The 16248-nt window shown below is 59.6% G+C and carries 15 protein-coding genes; 9 read left to right on the forward strand and 6 right to left on the reverse strand.

What is annotated here, in order from left to right:
- Nucleotide 1: 1 nt before the first annotated feature.
- Both N2A41_RS27600 and N2A41_RS27605 read left to right on the forward strand, forming a co-directional pair.
- Nucleotides 2-739 (forward strand): class I SAM-dependent methyltransferase, encoded by a 738-nt coding sequence (locus tag N2A41_RS27600; RefSeq protein ID WP_162116645.1) that lies wholly within the window; start codon nucleotides 2-4, stop codon nucleotides 737-739.
- Nucleotides 740-741: 2 nt separating this feature from the next.
- On the forward strand, nucleotides 742-1731 hold the full coding sequence (locus tag N2A41_RS27605; RefSeq protein ID WP_260111688.1) for a fatty acid desaturase family protein: 990 nt from the start codon (nucleotides 742-744) through the stop codon (nucleotides 1729-1731).
- A gap of 41 nt (nucleotides 1732-1772) precedes the next feature.
- Here N2A41_RS27605 and N2A41_RS27610 read toward each other — a convergent pair whose 3' ends face one another.
- On the reverse strand, nucleotides 1773-2606 hold the full coding sequence (locus N2A41_RS27610) for a hypothetical protein (RefSeq protein ID WP_260111689.1): 834 nt from the start codon (nucleotides 2604-2606) through the stop codon (nucleotides 1773-1775).
- A gap of 325 nt (nucleotides 2607-2931) precedes the next feature.
- On the opposite strand from N2A41_RS27610, the gene N2A41_RS27615 reads away from it, so the two are divergent.
- Complete coding sequence (locus tag N2A41_RS27615; RefSeq protein WP_260111690.1) at nucleotides 2932-4113, forward strand: ATP-grasp domain-containing protein; 1182 nt, start codon at nucleotides 2932-2934, stop codon at nucleotides 4111-4113.
- Nucleotides 4110-5324, forward strand: coding sequence for a Gfo/Idh/MocA family protein (locus N2A41_RS27620; protein WP_260111691.1), 1215 nt, complete (start codon nucleotides 4110-4112; stop codon nucleotides 5322-5324). Before N2A41_RS27615 ends, N2A41_RS27620 begins: the two co-directional genes overlap by 4 nt.
- Nucleotides 5325-5597: 273 nt before the next feature.
- Here N2A41_RS27620 and N2A41_RS27625 read toward each other — a convergent pair whose 3' ends face one another.
- The 4 genes from N2A41_RS27625 to N2A41_RS27640 all read right to left on the reverse strand — a co-directional run bounded on the left by N2A41_RS27625 (nucleotide 5598) and on the right by N2A41_RS27640 (nucleotide 9077).
- Nucleotides 5598-6707: a DegT/DnrJ/EryC1/StrS family aminotransferase gene (locus N2A41_RS27625; RefSeq protein ID WP_260111692.1), complete on the reverse strand. Its 1110-nt coding sequence runs from the start codon at nucleotides 6705-6707 to the stop codon at nucleotides 5598-5600.
- A 222-nt stretch (nucleotides 6708-6929) separates the two neighbouring features.
- Nucleotides 6930-7205: a hypothetical protein gene (locus N2A41_RS27630; RefSeq protein WP_260111693.1), complete on the reverse strand. Its 276-nt coding sequence runs from the start codon at nucleotides 7203-7205 to the stop codon at nucleotides 6930-6932.
- A gap of 91 nt (nucleotides 7206-7296) precedes the next feature.
- Entirely contained in the window at nucleotides 7297-8199 is a 903-nt protein-coding gene (locus N2A41_RS27635; protein ID WP_222386003.1) for a proline iminopeptidase-family hydrolase, read from the reverse strand.
- Nucleotides 8200-8264: 65 nt separating this feature from the next.
- A complete protein-coding gene (locus N2A41_RS27640; RefSeq protein WP_017969167.1) occupies nucleotides 8265-9077 on the reverse strand; it encodes a helix-turn-helix transcriptional regulator in 813 nt (270 codons plus the stop codon).
- A 128-nt stretch (nucleotides 9078-9205) separates the two neighbouring features.
- On the opposite strand from N2A41_RS27640, the gene N2A41_RS27645 reads away from it, so the two are divergent.
- Genes N2A41_RS27645 through N2A41_RS27665 form a run of 5 tightly spaced genes read left to right on the forward strand, consistent with a single transcriptional unit; the run spans nucleotide 9206 to nucleotide 15174 of the window.
- The gene (locus N2A41_RS27645; protein ID WP_260060097.1) at nucleotides 9206-10096 is read left to right on the forward strand and encodes a proline iminopeptidase-family hydrolase; all 891 of its coding nucleotides are present in this window, start codon (nucleotides 9206-9208) and stop codon (nucleotides 10094-10096) included.
- 51 nt (nucleotides 10097-10147) lie between these two features.
- Nucleotides 10148-11086, forward strand: a complete 939-nt coding sequence (locus N2A41_RS27650) for an ABC transporter permease (RefSeq protein ID WP_017969169.1) — start codon at nucleotides 10148-10150, stop codon at nucleotides 11084-11086.
- Nucleotides 11083-11934 (forward strand): ABC transporter permease, encoded by an 852-nt coding sequence (locus N2A41_RS27655; RefSeq protein ID WP_260111694.1) that lies wholly within the window; start codon nucleotides 11083-11085, stop codon nucleotides 11932-11934. Before N2A41_RS27650 ends, N2A41_RS27655 begins: the two co-directional genes overlap by 4 nt.
- On the forward strand, nucleotides 11931-13640 hold the full coding sequence (locus tag N2A41_RS27660; RefSeq protein ID WP_260111695.1) for a dipeptide ABC transporter ATP-binding protein: 1710 nt from the start codon (nucleotides 11931-11933) through the stop codon (nucleotides 13638-13640). The genes N2A41_RS27655 and N2A41_RS27660 overlap by 4 nt, the downstream gene beginning before the upstream one ends.
- A 19-nt stretch (nucleotides 13641-13659) precedes the next feature.
- Entirely contained in the window at nucleotides 13660-15174 is a 1515-nt protein-coding gene (locus N2A41_RS27665) for an ABC transporter substrate-binding protein (protein ID WP_222386008.1), read from the forward strand.
- Between the two features lie 84 nt (nucleotides 15175-15258).
- Here the strand turns inward: N2A41_RS27665 and yghU are convergent, their stop codons facing one another.
- Nucleotides 15259-16134 carry a glutathione-dependent disulfide-bond oxidoreductase gene (gene yghU / locus N2A41_RS27670; RefSeq protein ID WP_260111696.1) on the reverse strand — a complete coding sequence of 292 codons (876 nt, stop codon included), beginning with the start codon at nucleotides 16132-16134 and terminating at the stop codon, nucleotides 15259-15261.
- Between the last annotated feature and the right edge of the window lie 114 nt (nucleotides 16135-16248).

Raw genomic sequence — 16248 nt, forward strand, 5'->3', positions numbered from 1 at the left:
GATGCAGAAGCTCATTGAAAGTGCCGCGGCGTTGCGCCCGGCGCTTGCTGCGAAATCGGGAGTTTACGAACTGAAATTGCGAGCGCTTCTGGAACTCGCCGACGAATTGAAAATTGCGAACGAGTACACCGCCAGTCTGCCGCCGATTGATATCGGCAGCATCACGCTTGTCGACCAGGTTGTCCTGGTGTTGCTCGCCAAGATCGTGAAGCCCCGGAAGATCATCGAGATCGGCACGTACAAAGGTTTCACCACACGCCTTTTCATCGAAAACACGCCGGAAGACTGCGACGTGGTCTCCATCGACCTGCCGAAGGGCCTCACGGCGCATCTAGCCGAGACGGACGAGCGTAGCGCCTTGTCATCCGCCGAGCAGAATGACGACTATCTCCGCAAGCGCCAGGAAATCGATGGCGAGGCCTATCTGGCGTCGATCACCGAGACGCAAAGGAAGCGCCTCACACTCGTCAAGGAAGACTCAACGACGATCAATTTCAAGGAGGCCTTCCAGTCGGCCGAGATGATCTTCATCGATGGCGGACATGAGAACCAGATCGTCCGGGCGGATACGGAAAACGCATTCGGCATCGTCAAGCGCGGCGTCATCGTCTGGCATGACTACAATTCCAAGATCCACGGGGACGTCACCGAGTATTTGGCGGAGTTCTCGAAGTCGCAGGTGGTCTTCCATGTCGCAAACAGCCTTGTGGCCTTTGCGTTGGTTAATATAGAGCTCTGATCATGGGTGCTAGCGAGATCAGAATGGGCAGCCTGTTGACGAAGGACGAGTTCCGGGACCTCACGGCATCGAACGACCGGATCGCTTATTCCCACCTTGCGCTCAGGATCGGCATCCATGCCGGCCTGCTTTTCGCGATGGTCCGCGCATGGGAAGGCGGCTATCCTGCGCTTGCTTTCGCAGCCTTTTATCTTAACGCCGTCCTATGGCAGTTCGCCGGCTATGCCGGCATCGGCCATGAGCTGTTTCACAAGAAGGTCTTCAGCAGGAAATGGCTGAACACTCTGTTCTTCAAGCTGTTTTCCTATGTGACCTGGAACAATCCGAGCTATTTCGAAAAAAGCCATCAGTTCCACCACGCTTCCACTTTCCATGAGGATGACAGCGAAATCTATCGCGATTTTCCGCTCGACTTGCTGGGCGCAGCGCGTCTCGTCCTGCTTGATTATCAAAGCCTTTGCAGGCGGATCCTCTATGCGCTCTGCAACGCCTTCGGCTACGAAGCGTATTTCGGCAAAGGCATCCGATTGAAACTGATGCCCGCCGAACGACGCGCTGCGCAATCCGATGCGATCTTTATGCTTGCGCTCAACGCCATCTGGCTGGCGCTGTTTTTCCTTGCGACGCGATCGCCTGCCCTGACGTTCATGTTTTTCATCACACCGTTCGTCGGATCGCTCCCAAATCGTGTTCTGGCGCTAGCGCAGCACGTCGGCCTCGAAGATCACAAGGACGAAAGCGCGCTTCTTTTTTCAAGAACGGTCAATCTGCCGACACCGATTGCATTCTTCTATGCCAACATGAATTATCACGCCGAGCACCACCTGCTGCCGTCGGTTCCCTATTACAATTTGCCGAAGCTGCACGATATCTTGAATGCCAAGCTCAAAGTAGAGCGCGAGGAAAAGGAATTCGGCTACCTCTTCACCCGGGACTTCTGGAGCTCGGTGGGAATATCGGCAAGATTGGAAGGCAATGCCGTGCCTGAATGACAGGCTGGAGCGCTTGTGTGCGCACCAACCTGTCGACGCAATCAGCCTTTGGGCGTCAAGAGCATGAAGCGCATAATATTTGGCCGCCCCTCGGAGCAAATGAGGTAGCGGTTGTCGTCGGTGAAATCGTTCAATTCCGGAAATTGCGTCAGATCTCTGATGGCGGGCGCAATGAATTCGACATTGAATAACGCTGAAGCCGATGTGAGGAGACGGGTGTACTTCTCCCAGAAACCCTCGACCCAGTTGTGAATCTCGATGACAATCGTCGCCTGTTTCAATGCCGATAAGGAGTCATCGTCCAGGATTTCGAACTCCGCACCCTCGGCGTCAACGAGGACGACTGTTTTCGCCAGATCAAGATGGCTGAGCTTTTCATGAAATAGCCTGTCTGCGGCGCCGAATATTTCGATCCTGTCCGACGTCGAATTCGCCTCGGCGTTCGATGCAATGGTGCGCTGCCCTTCCTCGCTCAGTTCAAAGCAAACGGCGTTTTTCGCCCGACCCGACCGAACCATGCCGATCGCGTAATATCCGTCGGCGGCGCCGACATCGACGAAGCTCTCAACGGCATCCAATCTTTCGGAGAACAGGAAATCCAGTACTTCCTTCTCATAAAGGCCCAAGAGCATCGACCCGAAGTCGCCACCGCCCCACCAGTTGTTCTTCGCAAGCGACAGCCCCTTGAACGGACCGTATTTCACGACCCCACCAAGTAGATCGTAGATCTCAGACGACACGCGTCTTCTACGCTGAAGAATCGTTTCCGCGCGCCATCGCTCCCGCATCTCCATTGTCGCGCGGGACTGCCGTTCGAACACCTTTTGGAAGAAAATACGCTCGCCTTCAATCAGATCAGGCAGTTTCTCGTTCATTGCGCGGTGTCTCTTTTCGCAGCTGCAGTCTGCATCTTTGTCCGATGCCGACGTTGGAATCACAGCCGAAAGCGTATGAGATGGTACTCGGCTTAACAAGGCGGCCCGTCTGCTTCCCACAAGCAAGGCAACGACGCCGGGGTGAACACAGACGCCGCCCAGACCTCCAGGCGGCAAGCCTCGGGTAACGCCCGCATCCTATGACTCTCGCTATCGCGGCCGTTTTAGTCTTTCGCATATCGAAAACGGACGAAGTGGGACTGCACACCCTGTTTCGGCTGTGCCGTTTCAACAGGCCAGCCGGGTGCGTGGAATGGATTTGAAAATGACCAAGAGAGCATTGCTCGTCGGCAGTAACTTCAGCGCAGTTCCTCTTCTATTCGCTTTGAGAAGGCGCGGCCTCCATATTTCCGTTTGCGGAAATCGGCCGGACGAGCCCTGCCATGCGCATGCGCATCAATCGCATTTCATCGACTACAGCAATCCGAACGCGCTGCTCGCCCTCGTCGAGAACGGTGATTTCGATTTCATCGTGCCGACGGGCAATGATGTTGCATATATGTCGACCAGCTTCGTTGCCGAAAAACTCGGATTCCCACGCTTCGATTCGATGGAAACTGCGACCATCATTCACACGAAGCAGGCATTCCGTAGCTTTACTGAGCAGCACGATATCCCTGCCCCGCGCTCGGTGCGCCTGCAGGGCGATTCGCCAATCGAGACCGAGGCGCTGCGTTATCCGCTGCTGGTGAAGCCGAGCGATAGTTTCAGCGGCCGCGGCGTCACAAAGGTTTTCGACCGGACTGAACTTGCCGCCGCCATCGCCGATGCCCGGCGAAACTCGCGCGCGGCGGAGATCGTTATCGAGGAATTCATCGAAGGCAGCCTGCACAGCCATTCCGCCTTCATCAAGGACCAGGAGATCGTCTTCGACGTCTTCGTCGACGAATATTGCACGGTCTATCCATACCAGGTCGATTCATCGAACCATCCCTCGCGCCTTTCCGAAACCGTCCGCTCGAAGACGCGGGCCATTATGGCGCGCGTCGTCAAGCTGCTCGGACTGCAGGACGGCCTCATTCACACGCAGTTCCTGTCGAATGGCGACGATGTCTGGATCGTCGAATGCATGCGGCGCTGCCCGGGCGATCTTTACGGCTCACTTGTCGATCAGTCTCTCGGCATCGATTACGCCGATCTCGTCATAACGCTGCTGCTGGGTGAGGAATTTTCGGCCGAACCGCGCTTCGATCCACCGCTGTTCTTCGGGCGCCACACCATCACCTCCGACACGCCCTCGACGCCGTTTTCCTTCTCGCATTCCATTCCATCATCCGATGTCCGCATCACGCAGCTCAAGACCACCGGCAAACCAATGAATGCGGCACCGCTCGACAAGCTCGCCATCCTATACGCCCGTTTCGAGTCGCGGGACGAGATGCTGAAGGTGGCGCCGGATTTCAAAACGTTCATTTCGCTCCAAACGATGCAAGGAGATCTCGCATGATCCGCTCAAATCAGGGAGTACCGGAGAAGCTGCGCCTCGCCTTTCTAGGCGGTGCCGTCAATTCCGCTGTGGGTCGCGCTCATCGCGATGCGATCGAGCTTGATCAGAAATTCGATCTTGTCGCCGGCTGCTTCAGCCGCCATGGCGACATCAATCGCGAAACGGCGGGGCAGTACCGCATTTCGCCGGAGCGCTGCCACGCCGACTTCGATACCTTGCTCTCGAAAGAGGCCGACAACATCGATGCTCTCGTCGTGCTAACGCCGACGCAGCAGCATACGAAGCAGGTTGTCGCCGCACTTGAGGCAGGTGTTTCGGTGATCTCGGAAAAGGCCCTTGCCGGTTCGAGCGCCGAGACGCGCATGATCGGCAATGCCCGCAGTAACGGGGCCTTTTTGGCCGTAACCTACAACTACACGGGATATCCCATGCTCCGTGAAATCCGCGGCATGGTCGAGCATGGTGTTTTCGGCGAATTGCAGCAGATCCATATTGAGATGCCGCAGGAGAGTTTTCTCCGGCTCCGCCGTGACGGCACGCCGATGACACCGCAGGATTGGCGCCTGCGCGACGGCGCCGTGCCGACGGTTTCGCTCGATCTCGGCGTTCATGTGCACTCGCTGCTTCATTTCCTCACGCAGCGGGAGTCGGAAGAAGTCTGCGCAACCAGCCACAGTTTCGGTCACTTTCCGCAGGTGCTCGACAATGTGCAGGCGCTCGTGCGCTGCGCCGGCGGCCTGCATTGCAGCATGTGGTACGGCAAGACCGCGCTCGGGCAACGCAATGGACTGCGTGTGCGGCTCTATGGCTCCAAGGCATCGATCGAATGGCTTCAGGAAACCCCCGAGCTTGCCTATTTCTATGACTGCAACGGCCGCAAGCAGATCCTCGATCGCGCCAGCCCGGATATCATGATCGCTAACAATATCCGCTACGAGCGGTTCAAGCCAGGCCATCCGTCGGGATTCATCGAAGCCTTCGCGAATTATTATGTCGACCTTGCCGACGCCCTGCTGCAACGCAAGATCAATACCGCACGCCTGCCCCATCCCTACGTGCTTGGGCTAGAGGAGGCGGAGGAAGGATTACGGCTGCTGGAAGCGATCGAATGCTCGCGGCTTGAACACCGCTGGGTCGAGATTGAACCGCGAGGCGTACAGCGCCCGGCGACGGAGCGGCTCGAAATCCGACCTCCGCAACTGGCGCTTTAAATCTGGCGTCTATGAGATGACGAAAGCGGCGGATCGATGGTCACGCCGCTTTCGTATGAGCAGCCACCTGCAACGCGCCGGCTCGCGATTTTCTTATCTGGCAGGCAGAACTCGCGCTTCAAGTCTTTGCTGACAAGTGAGGCGGCTAGAACAGGATGTCGCCCGAAAACCGCTTATGCTTTTCGGCATCACGCTCTAACCGGCCTATTGGCGCACGACCTCGCACCGCAGATACTTTCGATCTGCAGTGCGATGACGGTCGAAACACCTTTTTTAAGCCGACTCGATCAGCGCGCAGACCTTGTCGACGATCTCCATCTCCATGTCCGGATAGATGGGAAGGCAGAGCACCTGTTGTGCGGCTTCGGTTGCGACCGGCAGATTCGACGGCTGCGAGGAAGGCAGGCTGCGGTACATCGAGAAGCTTGAAATCAGCGGATAAAAATAGCGGCGCGGATGAATGCTGTTTTCCTTCAACAGTTCATAGAGCCCATCGCGTGAAATGGGATAGCCGGGACGTACGAGGATCGGGAAATAAGAGAAGTTGGAGACGGTCTCGCCGGAACGCTCCAGGCATTCTATGCCTGCCACGCCGCGGAGCCGCTCACGGTATGCACTGTCGATGAGTCCACGCCTTTCAAGGACGAATTTGATATATTTCAGCTGCAACAGGCCGAGCGCAGCGTTGAACTCGCTCATCTTGCCGTTTGTGCCTGGTGCCACCACGGTCACTTCGTCGACGTAACCGAAGTTCTTCAGCTGGTCGATTCGGGTCTTTGTCTTGATATCAGGGCAGATGATGGCTCCGCCTTCGAATGTGTTAAAAACCTTCGTCGCGTGGAAGCTCAGGATCGAAAGGTCGCCGTGATTGAGAATGCTTCCCCGCTCGTCTTCCACGCCAAAGGCATGGGCAGCGTCATAGATGACCTTGAGATTGTAGAGATCGGCGATCTTCTGGATCGCATCGACGTCGCAAGGGTGGCCGTAGCAATGCACCGGCATGATCGCCGTTGTCTGCTGCGTGATCGCCGCCTCGATCTTCGCCGGATCGAGATTGAGCGTCACCGGGTCGACGTCGACGAAGACGGGCTTCAAGCCGTTCCAGAGAAGCGAATGCGAAGTGGCCACGAAGGAATAAGGCGTGGTGATGACTTCGCCCGTGACGCGCAGCGCCTGAAGCGCCGTCAACAGCGCGACCGTGGCGTTGGAAAAGAGGCTGATGTGCTTCACGCCGAGATGGCCGCAGAGCTCCTGCTCCAGCTGCTGGTGGAATGGCCCGCCATTGGTCAGGATGCGGTTGTTCCAGATCGCTTCCAGCGACGGAATGAATTCTTCGAGCGGCGGCAGGCTGGGCTTCGTTACATAGATCTTTTCGTTTTTCATGACGCCGTCGAGGAGGTTGGGCATTATCGCGCAATGGGCCTGGTCCGAACATCGCGGCTTAACCTGTTCCCAAGCTGACCAGAGCATGATGCCGAAAAGTGTGGGAGGTTTTCGGATGACATTATGCTCTAATTATATGCGGCACGATTGCCGTCGCGGGATCGCGGCCGAGATCGATCGCAGCCCGATGGAAAAGATCCTTGCTGATCTTCAGCCGCAGAATCATGCATTCGCGGTCGTCCTCCAGACTCCATCAAGGCCGGCTGGCACCACGTCGGTATCGCCATGCTTCTGCAGTCGGCGATGCTCCCGCCCGTCACAGCGGCATTGGGCCCGCACCGGCCGGCCGACATGGATTCCGAGGCGATGATAGGGCGTGCCTGAAATATGCGTGCGGCCAGGCGGGATGCGCACAAGATCGGCCTCCAGACCGCGCCAGCCGCGTCCCGCGCTTGATGCGAGGATTGTCGCGCTCCCTGCCTGCGGATGATCGTTCATCGGTCCGTTCCGTCGTTCTCCAATGGGACCAAGACTATCCCAAGCGTCGCCTTCGCGGCAAGAAACGGTGTTGCGGCGTGGGCGGGTTTTCTCAGTCGTGCCGGGACAGGAAACCGGAAACGGTCGCCAGGCAAAGCTGCTTTTCCTCGACATGCGGCATGTGGCTGGAATTTTCGAAGAGCACCCATTCGCAGCCCGGAACGCGTTCGAGATAGGGCCTGACCACCAAGGGTGTCGCCTCGTCGTATTTTCCCGAGATCAGCAGCGTCGGGGCTTCGATGCGGTCGAGCCTGTTCTCGATCGTCCAGTCCTTCATCGTGCCGATGACGTGAAATTCCGTCGGGCCATTCATGTTGCGGTAGACGGTGTTGTCCTCGTCCATGATCGCAAAGGTCCGCGCCACTTCAGGCGGCCACGGCACCACCCGGCAGACATGGCGGTCATAGAAGACACGCGAGGCGGCGATATATTCCGGGTCGGCGAGGCTTCCTGCCAGTTCATGCTTCAGCAGCGTGTCCTGCACCTCTTTCGGCAGTTCCTGCCTCAGCCGGTTCGCCTCCGAAACCCAGGTATGCATGTTGGCCGGCGAGTTGGCGATGACAAGCGCCTTCAGGCCTTGCGGCCGGCGCACTGCGTGTTCCGCACCCAGCATGCCGCCCCAGGACTGGCCGATGAAGGCATAACGATCCCGAATGCCGAGATGGGAAAGCAGGGCATCCAGCTCCTCGAGGAACAGTTCGACGGTCCAGAAATCCGGGCCCTTTTCCGGAAGTCGGGTGGAATTGCCATTGCCGAGTTGGTCGTAATGGATGACGGGACGGCCGTCGAGGGTGGCGATATCCTTGAAGGAATCGACATAATCATGGGTGCAGCCGGGCCCGCCATGGGCGACGACGAGGGGCAGCTTGCCGCTCTCCAGCGAACCGGTAACGCGATACCAGGTGCGATAATCGCGAAAGGGCAGATAGGCTTCGTTGGTTGTGACTTCGCCCACGGGCGTCTCCATCTCTTGGCGTCATGAAAAAAATCATAACGCGGCGGCGACGGCCAAGGCAGCTATCACAAGTTATAGGGTGGCCAATTATGGGTCGGCCGGTCTTCGAGCAGGCGGTAATGGGTGGCACGCACCACCGCCTGGGTGCGGTTGCGGGCGCCAAGTTTCTTTGCCGCGGCGTTCAGATGCATCACGACCGTCGGTACGGAACGGTCGATGATGCGGGAAATTTCCTTGGCGGAATAACCTTCCGCCGAATGGCGCAGGCATTCGCGTTCCCGCTCGGTCAGGCGGATCGTGCCGACGCTTTTCGCCCGCGTGTCGAAAAGCGAATAGGCGGTCTCATGGAAAACATGGGCAAGCAGGTTGAAGTCGGCGATATAGCGCAACGCGTGCCGTTCGAACTCTTTGTTCCGGCCGAACCGGATGCCGGTGACGGTCGCATAGTCGCCGCGTGGCATATGAACCGGCACCGTGACGCCGGTCGACATATCACGTTCGCTCAGATAGCGCGTCACCGGCGCGGTGTCGTCGTTCATGAAGCGGTTGATCAGCGTGTCGGCGTCCGGGTCATAGTTCCAGAAGAAGGGTGCGGAGGTGCGCAGCGCCACCTGCTGCACTGGATCGATACGGAAATAGCCGCGATTGAACCAGTAGTCGTGCATGTCGTCCGAGATATTCCGCAGCTTCAGCAGCGACGGTATCATGATCGCGCCATCGAGATCGTAGGGCACCGGGGTATAGTCGTAGATCAGCGCCTCGAAGCCGATCTGCTTCATCGCCTCGAAGGCCTGGTCGATCCTGCCGTCCAGCGTTTCATGTACTGTAAACTGCCGTCTGATCGTTCCGATCTCGTCAAGAATAGGGTCGTCAAGCATGGGCTGCTCCCAGGTTCGGCATGGCGCCCACCCTATCACTTCTTATAGCTGGCACAGAATGGGATTTGAGGTAAAAATTTAGCCATGCCCAAATATTGAGCAAGCGAAATCTTCTGCCGGAGCGATCAATGTGGCGTGAAATACGGCCGGACCAGCGATTCGAGATCGATGTCGATGGCTATCGCGTCGTTGCCTATAGTTTCGGAACCGGCAGCGAGACGGTTTTCTGCCTGAACGGCGGGCCGGGTCTGCCCTGCGATTACCTGCGCGAGGCGCATTCCTGTCTGACCGACAAGCGCTATCGTGTCGTCGCCTTCGATCAACTCGGCACTGGCGCTTCCGACCGGCCGGACGATCTCTCGCTCTGGACGATCGGCCGTTACGTCGAGGAGACGGAGACCGTGCGCAAGGCGCTGGGGCTCGGCAAGGTCCACATGCTCGGCCATTCCTGGGGCGGCTGGCTGGCGATTGAATATGCGCTGACCTATCCCGAGAACCTGAAGACACTGATCCTCGAGGATACCGTCGCCGACATGCCGCATCTGATTTCGGAACTGGAACGGCTGCGCGCGGCACTCGGTCCCGAAACCGTGTCGATGATGCAGAAGCACGAGGCGCAGGGCACCTACAATCATCCGGAATATCTCGCCGCCGTCACCATCCTCAACTATCGCCATGTCTGCCGTCTGCCGGAATGGCCGGCGCCGGTGCGCCGCTCGCTCGACGATTGGAACATGGCGCCCTACGAGACGATGCAGGGGCCGAACGAGTTTCTCTATATCGGCAACCTCAAGGATTGGAACCGCATCCCCGATCTGCCGCGACTGACGCTGCCGGTGCTCATCACGTCGGGAGAGCATGACGAGCTGACGCCAGCCTGTGCGCTCAGAATGAAGCTTGCGCTGCCGAATGCCGAACTCAAGGTATTTGCCAATGCCAGCCATATGCCGTTCTATGAGAACCCGCAGGATTATTATCCCGCGCTTCTCGATTTTCTCGACCGGCACAAGGCAGGCTGATGCAAGAGGCAGCGGACCGAACCCGACGAAGACAAGGGGGCGATCGCCGTCATGCATCGCTATAAATTCGTTCTGATGCGACCGCTGCAGTTCCTGCCCGTCATCTTCGGCATCAGCGTCATTACTTTCATTCTGGTCCGGCTGATCCCCGGCGATCCGGCGCGCAACATCCTCGGCACGCGCGCGACTCCGGCAGCCATTGCCAGCATCCGCGCCCAGTACGGCCTCGACCAGCCGATGTGGCTGCAATATGTCTATTTCCTCAAGAATCTCGCCAATGGCGAGATGGGCAAGTCGATCCTTTACAAGATCGACGTGCTGAAGCTGATCGTCACCCGTATCGAGCCGACGCTTGCGCTCGTGGTCTCCAGCGTCGTGCTTTCGGTCCTGATCGCCGTGCCGATGGCGGCGATTGCCGCACGCAATGCCGGCCGGGCGCCGGATCATGCAGTGCGCATCGTCTCGACCTTCGGCATCGGCTTTCCGCCCTTCTGGCTGGGGTTGATGCTGATCATCCTCTTCAGCGTCGAACTCGGTGTGCTGCCGGTTTCGGGCTATGGTGCAACGATCGGCGAAAAGCTGTCGCATCTCGTGCTGCCGAGCCTGACGGTCGCGCTGTCGCTCTCGACCGTGCTGACGCGCAGCCTGCGGGCTGCGATGATCGAGCAGCTGAAATCGGATGTCGCAACGGCGGCGCGCGCCCGCGGCATGCCGGAAGGGATCGTCTTCTGGAGGCATGTTCTGCCGAATTCGCTGGTGCCGACGATCAATCTGCTTGCCGTTAATATCGGCTGGCTGATCGGCGGCACCGTGGTGGTCGAGAGCGTCTTTGCGCTGCCCGGCATGGGACAGTTGCTCGTCAGGGCAATCTTCTCGCGCGACTACATGGTGGTGCAGGGCGTCGCCATGGTCTTTGCCTGCGCCACCGTGCTCATCAATTTCATCGCCGACATCGTCACTGTCGCCGTCGATCCGAGGGTGAAGCTATGAGCCTCGAGGCGATCGCCCCGGCATCTCTTGGCTGGCGCCGGTTCTTCGGCCGGCGGCCGATGCTTGTTCTCAGTGCCGGCCTGCTGCTGTTCTTCGTCCTGCTGGCGATCGGCGCACCCATTGTCGCGCCTTACGACCCGATCATGCAGAACGCCGAGGTGCGCCTGCAGGCGCCTTCGCTGTTGCATCCCTTCGGCACCGACAATTTCGGCCGCGATATTCTTTCCCGCGTCATCTGGGGCGCCCGCCTCGACCTGCAGATGGCGCTGATCGGCGTCATCTTCCCCTTCGTGATCGGCACGACGGTCGGCACGATCGCCGGCTTTTTCGGCGGCATCGTCGATGCGCTGTTCATGCGCCTCGTCGATATCATCCTCGCCTTCCCCTTCCTCGTGCTGATGCTGTCGATCATCGCGATCCTCGGCCCGGGCCTCGGCAGCTTCTACATTGCCATGGCGCTGGTCGGCTGGGTCTCCTATGCGCGGCTGATCCGGGCGCAGATGCTGGTGCTGAAGGGCAGCGACTATGCCGTTGCCGCCGTCAGCCTCGGCTTCAGCCGCCCGCGCATCATGTTCCGCCACCTGCTGCCGAACGCGATCGCCGGCTCGGTCGTCTTTTCGATGTCCGACGCGACGCTGGTGCTGCTCAGCGGCGCTGCCGTCAGCTATCTCGGCCTCGGCGTCCAGCCGCCGATCGCCGAATGGGGCGTCATGGTCGCGGAAGGACAGAGCTTCATCACCACGGCATGGTGGATCACGTTGTTTCCCGGCCTCTCCATCGTCTGCCTCGCCTTCGGCTTCAGCATGCTGGGCGACGCGCTCGGCGAACTGCTGGGGGTGCATGAATGAGCGGCTCGGTGCTGTCCGTCCGTGATCTCACCGTCAGGGCACATGTCGATTCCGGCCCGCGCACGCTGCTCGATGCGGTCTCGCTCGACCTCGGCAAGGGCGAGATTCTCGGTCTCGTCGGCGAGAGCGGCTCGGGCAAGAGCCTGTTTTGCCGTTCCCTGGTGCGCCTGCTGCCCTCCTCGCTGCTGAAGATCGAAGGCGGTAGCGTGCTGCTCGAAGGGCGTGACCTCATGCGGATCGACGATAGCGAGATGCTGAAGGTGCGCGGCGGCGAGATCGGCATGGTCTTCCAGAACCCGACCAGCCATCTTGACCCGGTGATGCGGATCGGCGATCAGATCGCCGAGGGCATCCGCTATCACCAGGGCCTCGGCGCCCGCGAGGCCCGCACTGCGGCGACGGAAATCCTGGCGCAGGTCGGCTTCCCCGATCCGAAGCGCCAGTACGACAATTATCCGCACGAATTTTCCGGCGGCATGCGGCAGCGGGCAATGATCGGCGTGGCGCTGTCCTGCAATCCGAAGATCCTGATCGCCGACGAGCCGACCACGGCGCTCGACGTGACTATCCAGGCGCAGATCCTGCGGCTGTTGATTGACATTCGCGATCGGCGTGGCCTGTCGATCATTCTGATCACCCACGATCTCGGTATCGTCGCCCAGACCTGCGACCGCATCGCCGTGCTGCGCGGCGGCAAACTGCTCGAAGAGGGGCCGAAGCGGACGATCCTGGCGCGGCCGCAGCATCCCTATACGATCAACCTGATCAACAGCCACCCTTCCCTGCCGGGCGCAATATCAGCGCTGTTGCCCGAGATTGCCGAAGCCAGCAACCCGGCGAGACCGTTGCTCGAAATCGACGATCTCCATGTGCGCTTCAGAGCCGGCGGCGCCCTGCTTAGGGGCGGTGCCAAGACGGTCAGCGCCGTTGCCGGCGTCAGCCTGCAGATCATGGCGGGCGAGACGGTCGGCATCGTCGGCGAATCCGGCAGCGGCAAGAGCACGCTTGCCCGCGCCGTGCTCGGCCTCACGCCGCTTTCCTCGGGCCACGTCACCTTCGACGGCGTCGATCTGGCGCTGCAGAAAAGCGCCGGCCTGGCAAAGCTCAGGCGCGAGACGGCGATGGTGTTTCAAGACCCCTATAATGCGCTCAATCCACGGCTGACGGTCGGGCAGATGCTGGCCGAGGTGCTGAAGGTGCAGGGCAAGGTCGCCAGGGCCGATATCCCGACTCGGATCGGCGAACTGCTCGATCTCGTCGGTCTCGAACGCGAATTCGCCGGCCGCAAACCGCGCAGCATGAGTGGCGGCCAGTGCCAGCGCGCCGGCATTGCCCGGGCGCTGGCCGTCGATCCGAAGATGATCATCGCCGACGAATGCGTGGCGGCCCTCGATGTCACTATCCAGGCGCAGATCATCGAGCTTTTCCGCGAGCTCACGGCGAAGATGAACCTCACGCTGATCTTCATCGCCCATGATCTCGCAATCGTCCGCAATCTTTGCGAACGCGTCGTCGTGATGTATCGCGGCGAGATCGTCGAGGAAGGCCATTCCGAAGAAGTCTTCGCGCGCCCGAAGCACCCCTATACGGCGGCGCTGATCGCCGCCATTCCCGACATCGATCCTGACAAGCGGCTGCTTCAAGACGCCGTCGGCAAGGACGATCCGCATTCGATGCCGATTCAATCAATCAAACGCATGCCATAACAACGAAGGGAACGAACTCATGACAAACAGGTGGAAATCAATCGGGCTTGCAGCCTTGCTCGCCGGTCTGACGCTCAGCGCAAGCTATGCCGAGGCCGCCGGTGTGCTCACCATCGGCCGCCGCGAGGATTCGACGACATTCGATCCGATCAAGACCGCGCAGAACATCGACAACTGGGTGTTCTCCAACGTCTACGACGTGCTGATCCGCGTCGACAAGACAGGCACGAAACTGGAGCCGGGCCTTGCCGAAAGCTGGACCGTCTCGGATGACGGACTGACCTACACGTTCAAGATCCGCGACGCAAAATTCTCGGACGGTTCGCCACTGACGGCGGAAGACGCGGCCTACAGCCTGCTGCGCATCCGCGATGACGCTGCCTCGCTCTGGAGCGATTCCTATAAGGTGATCGACACGGCCGTGGCGACCGACGCGCACACGCTGACGATCAAGCTCAAGAACCAGTCCGCGCCGTTCCTGTCGACGCTGGCGCTGCCGAATGCCTCGGTCATCTCCAAGAAAGGCATGGAATCGCTGGGCGCCGATGCCTATGGCGAAAAGCCGATCGCATCCGGCGCCTTCGTGGTCGAGGAATGGCGGCGCGGCGACCGCGTCATTCTCAAGAAGAACCCGAACTTCTGGCAGGCCGACCGCGTCAAGCTCGACGGTGTCGAGTGGATCTCGGTGCCTGACGACAACACCCGCATGCTGAACGTTCAGGCCGGCGAGCTGGATACGGCGATCTTCGTTCCCTTTTCTCGCGTCGAGGAGTTGAAGAAGGATCCGAACCTCAACGTCGATATCGACGCTTCGACCCGCGAGGATCATCTTCTGATCAACCATGCTCATGGCGCGCTCGGCAAGAAGGAAGTCCGCCAGGCGCTGGATCTCGCAATCGACAAGAAGGCGATCGTCGATACCGTCACCTTCGGCCAGGGCACGGTCGCCAATTCCTATATTCCGAAGGGCGCGCTCTATTATTATGCCGACAATCTGCAGCGGCCTTATAATCCCGAAAAGGCAAAGGAGTTGCTGACGGCCGCCGGCGCCTCCGACCTGACGCTGAACTATCTGGTGCGCGCCGGCGACGAAGTCGACGAACAGACGGCTGTGCTCGTCCAGCAGCAGCTGCAGAAGGCCGGCATCACCGCCAATCTGCAGAAGGTCGACCCGAGCCAGGAATGGGACATGACGGTCGCCGGCGACTACGATATCTCGGTCAATTACTGGACCAACGACATTCTCGATCCGGATCAGAAGACCACCTTTGTCCTCGGCCACGATTCCAACAACAACTATTCGACCAATTACAAGAACGAGGCGGTGAAGGAACTGGTGGCCAAGGCGCGCCTCGAGCTCGACCCGAAAAAGCGCGAAGCGATGTATGTCGATCTGCAGAAGATGGCCAAGGACGACGTCAACTGGATCGACCTCTATTACAGCCCCTATATCAACGTCTCGCGCAAAAATATCGAGAACTTCTATCAGAACCCGCTCGGCCGCTTCTTCCTGGAAGACACGGTCAAGAACTGAGTTCGGGCAGCTCGCAAACGTTCCGCCGCCGTAAAGGCGGCGGAGCTTCATTTATTGCTGCGGCACGTGGCTGGGGTCGCTTGCTTACTCGGCAGCCGCGAGCTTGTCCTGCGTCCTGGTGTCGAAGTCGCTGGCGTCATGGCGCTCGTGCAACTGGCTCGATGGCTCGCCGGAAAGCCGGTTGACCATCCGGCCGCGTTGCACGGCCGGCCTGCTGTGGATGGTGTCGGCCCAGCGCAGAACGTTCTTGTACTCTTCGACCTGCAGGAATTCGGCTGCACCGTAGGTCCAGCCCTTCACGAGGCCGCCGTACCAGGGCCAGACGGCAATATCGGCGATCGTATATTGACTGCCGGCCACATACTCGCTTTCGGCAAGGCGACGATCGAGCACGTCGAGCTGACGTTTCACTTCCATGGCGAAGCGGTCGATCGCATATTCGATCTTCGTCGGCGCATAGGCGTAGAAATGACCGAAGCCGCCGCCGAGATAAGGCGCGCTTCCCATCTGCCAGAACAGCCACGACAGGCATTCGGCGCGCGCGCTCGGTTCGGTCGGCAGGAAGGCACCGAATTTTTCGGCGAGATAGGTGAGGATAGCGCCGGATTCGAAGACGCGGATCGGTTTTGGCCCGCTGCGGTCCATCAGCGCCGGGATCTTGGAGTTGGGGTTGACCGCGACGAAGCCGCTTCCGAACTGATCGCCATCGCCGATCTTGATTAGCCACGCATCGTATTCGGCACCGCTATGGCCAAGCGCCAGCAGTTCCTCGAGCAGGATGGTAACCTTCTGGCCGTTCGGGGTGCCGAGCGAATAGAGCTGCAACGGATGCCGGCCGACCGGAAGCTCCTTGTCATGCGTCGCTCCCGCGATCGGGCGATTGATGCTGGCGAACTGGCCGCCATTCGCCTTGTTCCAGATCCAGACTTTCGGGGGTGTATATTCGGGAGAACCGCTCATCTTTCAAACTCCTGGCATTGGTCGGACAGAGCGCGACGCCAATCGGTTTGGCCACCGCATTTTTCCTCACATAGCAGAGGCGATCAGGTTTCGTCAGAGGTGTCGGAGCGGCTT

Origin of the sequence: Rhizobium sp. SRDI969, assembly GCF_025152725.1 — a bacterium.
Taxonomy (GTDB): Bacteria; Pseudomonadota; Alphaproteobacteria; order Rhizobiales; family Rhizobiaceae; genus Rhizobium; species Rhizobium leguminosarum_I.

Bases quoted from the DNA above. Each gene is read 5' to 3' on its own strand.
- N2A41_RS27600 (WP_162116645.1), top strand. From the start codon at position 2: ATGCAGAAGCTCATTGAAAGTGCCGCGGCGTTGCGCCCGGCGCTTGCT.
- N2A41_RS27605 (WP_260111688.1), top strand. From the start codon at position 742: ATGGGTGCTAGCGAGATCAGAATGGGCAGCCTGTTGACGAAGGACGAG.
- N2A41_RS27610 (WP_260111689.1), bottom strand. From the start codon at position 2,606: ATGAACGAGAAACTGCCTGATCTGATTGAAGGCGAGCGTATTTTCTTC.
- N2A41_RS27615 (WP_260111690.1), top strand. From the start codon at position 2,932: ATGACCAAGAGAGCATTGCTCGTCGGCAGTAACTTCAGCGCAGTTCCT.
- N2A41_RS27620 (WP_260111691.1), top strand. From the start codon at position 4,110: ATGATCCGCTCAAATCAGGGAGTACCGGAGAAGCTGCGCCTCGCCTTT.
- N2A41_RS27625 (WP_260111692.1), bottom strand. From the start codon at position 6,707: ATGAAAAACGAAAAGATCTATGTAACGAAGCCCAGCCTGCCGCCGCTC.
- N2A41_RS27630 (WP_260111693.1), bottom strand. From the start codon at position 7,205: ATGAACGATCATCCGCAGGCAGGGAGCGCGACAATCCTCGCATCAAGC.
- N2A41_RS27640 (WP_017969167.1), bottom strand. From the start codon at position 9,077: ATGCTTGACGACCCTATTCTTGACGAGATCGGAACGATCAGACGGCAG.
- N2A41_RS27645 (WP_260060097.1), top strand. From the start codon at position 9,206: ATGTGGCGTGAAATACGGCCGGACCAGCGATTCGAGATCGATGTCGAT.
- N2A41_RS27650 (WP_017969169.1), top strand. From the start codon at position 10,148: ATGCATCGCTATAAATTCGTTCTGATGCGACCGCTGCAGTTCCTGCCC.
- N2A41_RS27655 (WP_260111694.1), top strand. From the start codon at position 11,083: ATGAGCCTCGAGGCGATCGCCCCGGCATCTCTTGGCTGGCGCCGGTTC.
- N2A41_RS27660 (WP_260111695.1), top strand. From the start codon at position 11,931: ATGAGCGGCTCGGTGCTGTCCGTCCGTGATCTCACCGTCAGGGCACAT.
- N2A41_RS27665 (WP_222386008.1), top strand. From the start codon at position 13,660: ATGACAAACAGGTGGAAATCAATCGGGCTTGCAGCCTTGCTCGCCGGT.
- yghU (WP_260111696.1), bottom strand. From the start codon at position 16,134: ATGAGCGGTTCTCCCGAATATACACCCCCGAAAGTCTGGATCTGGAAC.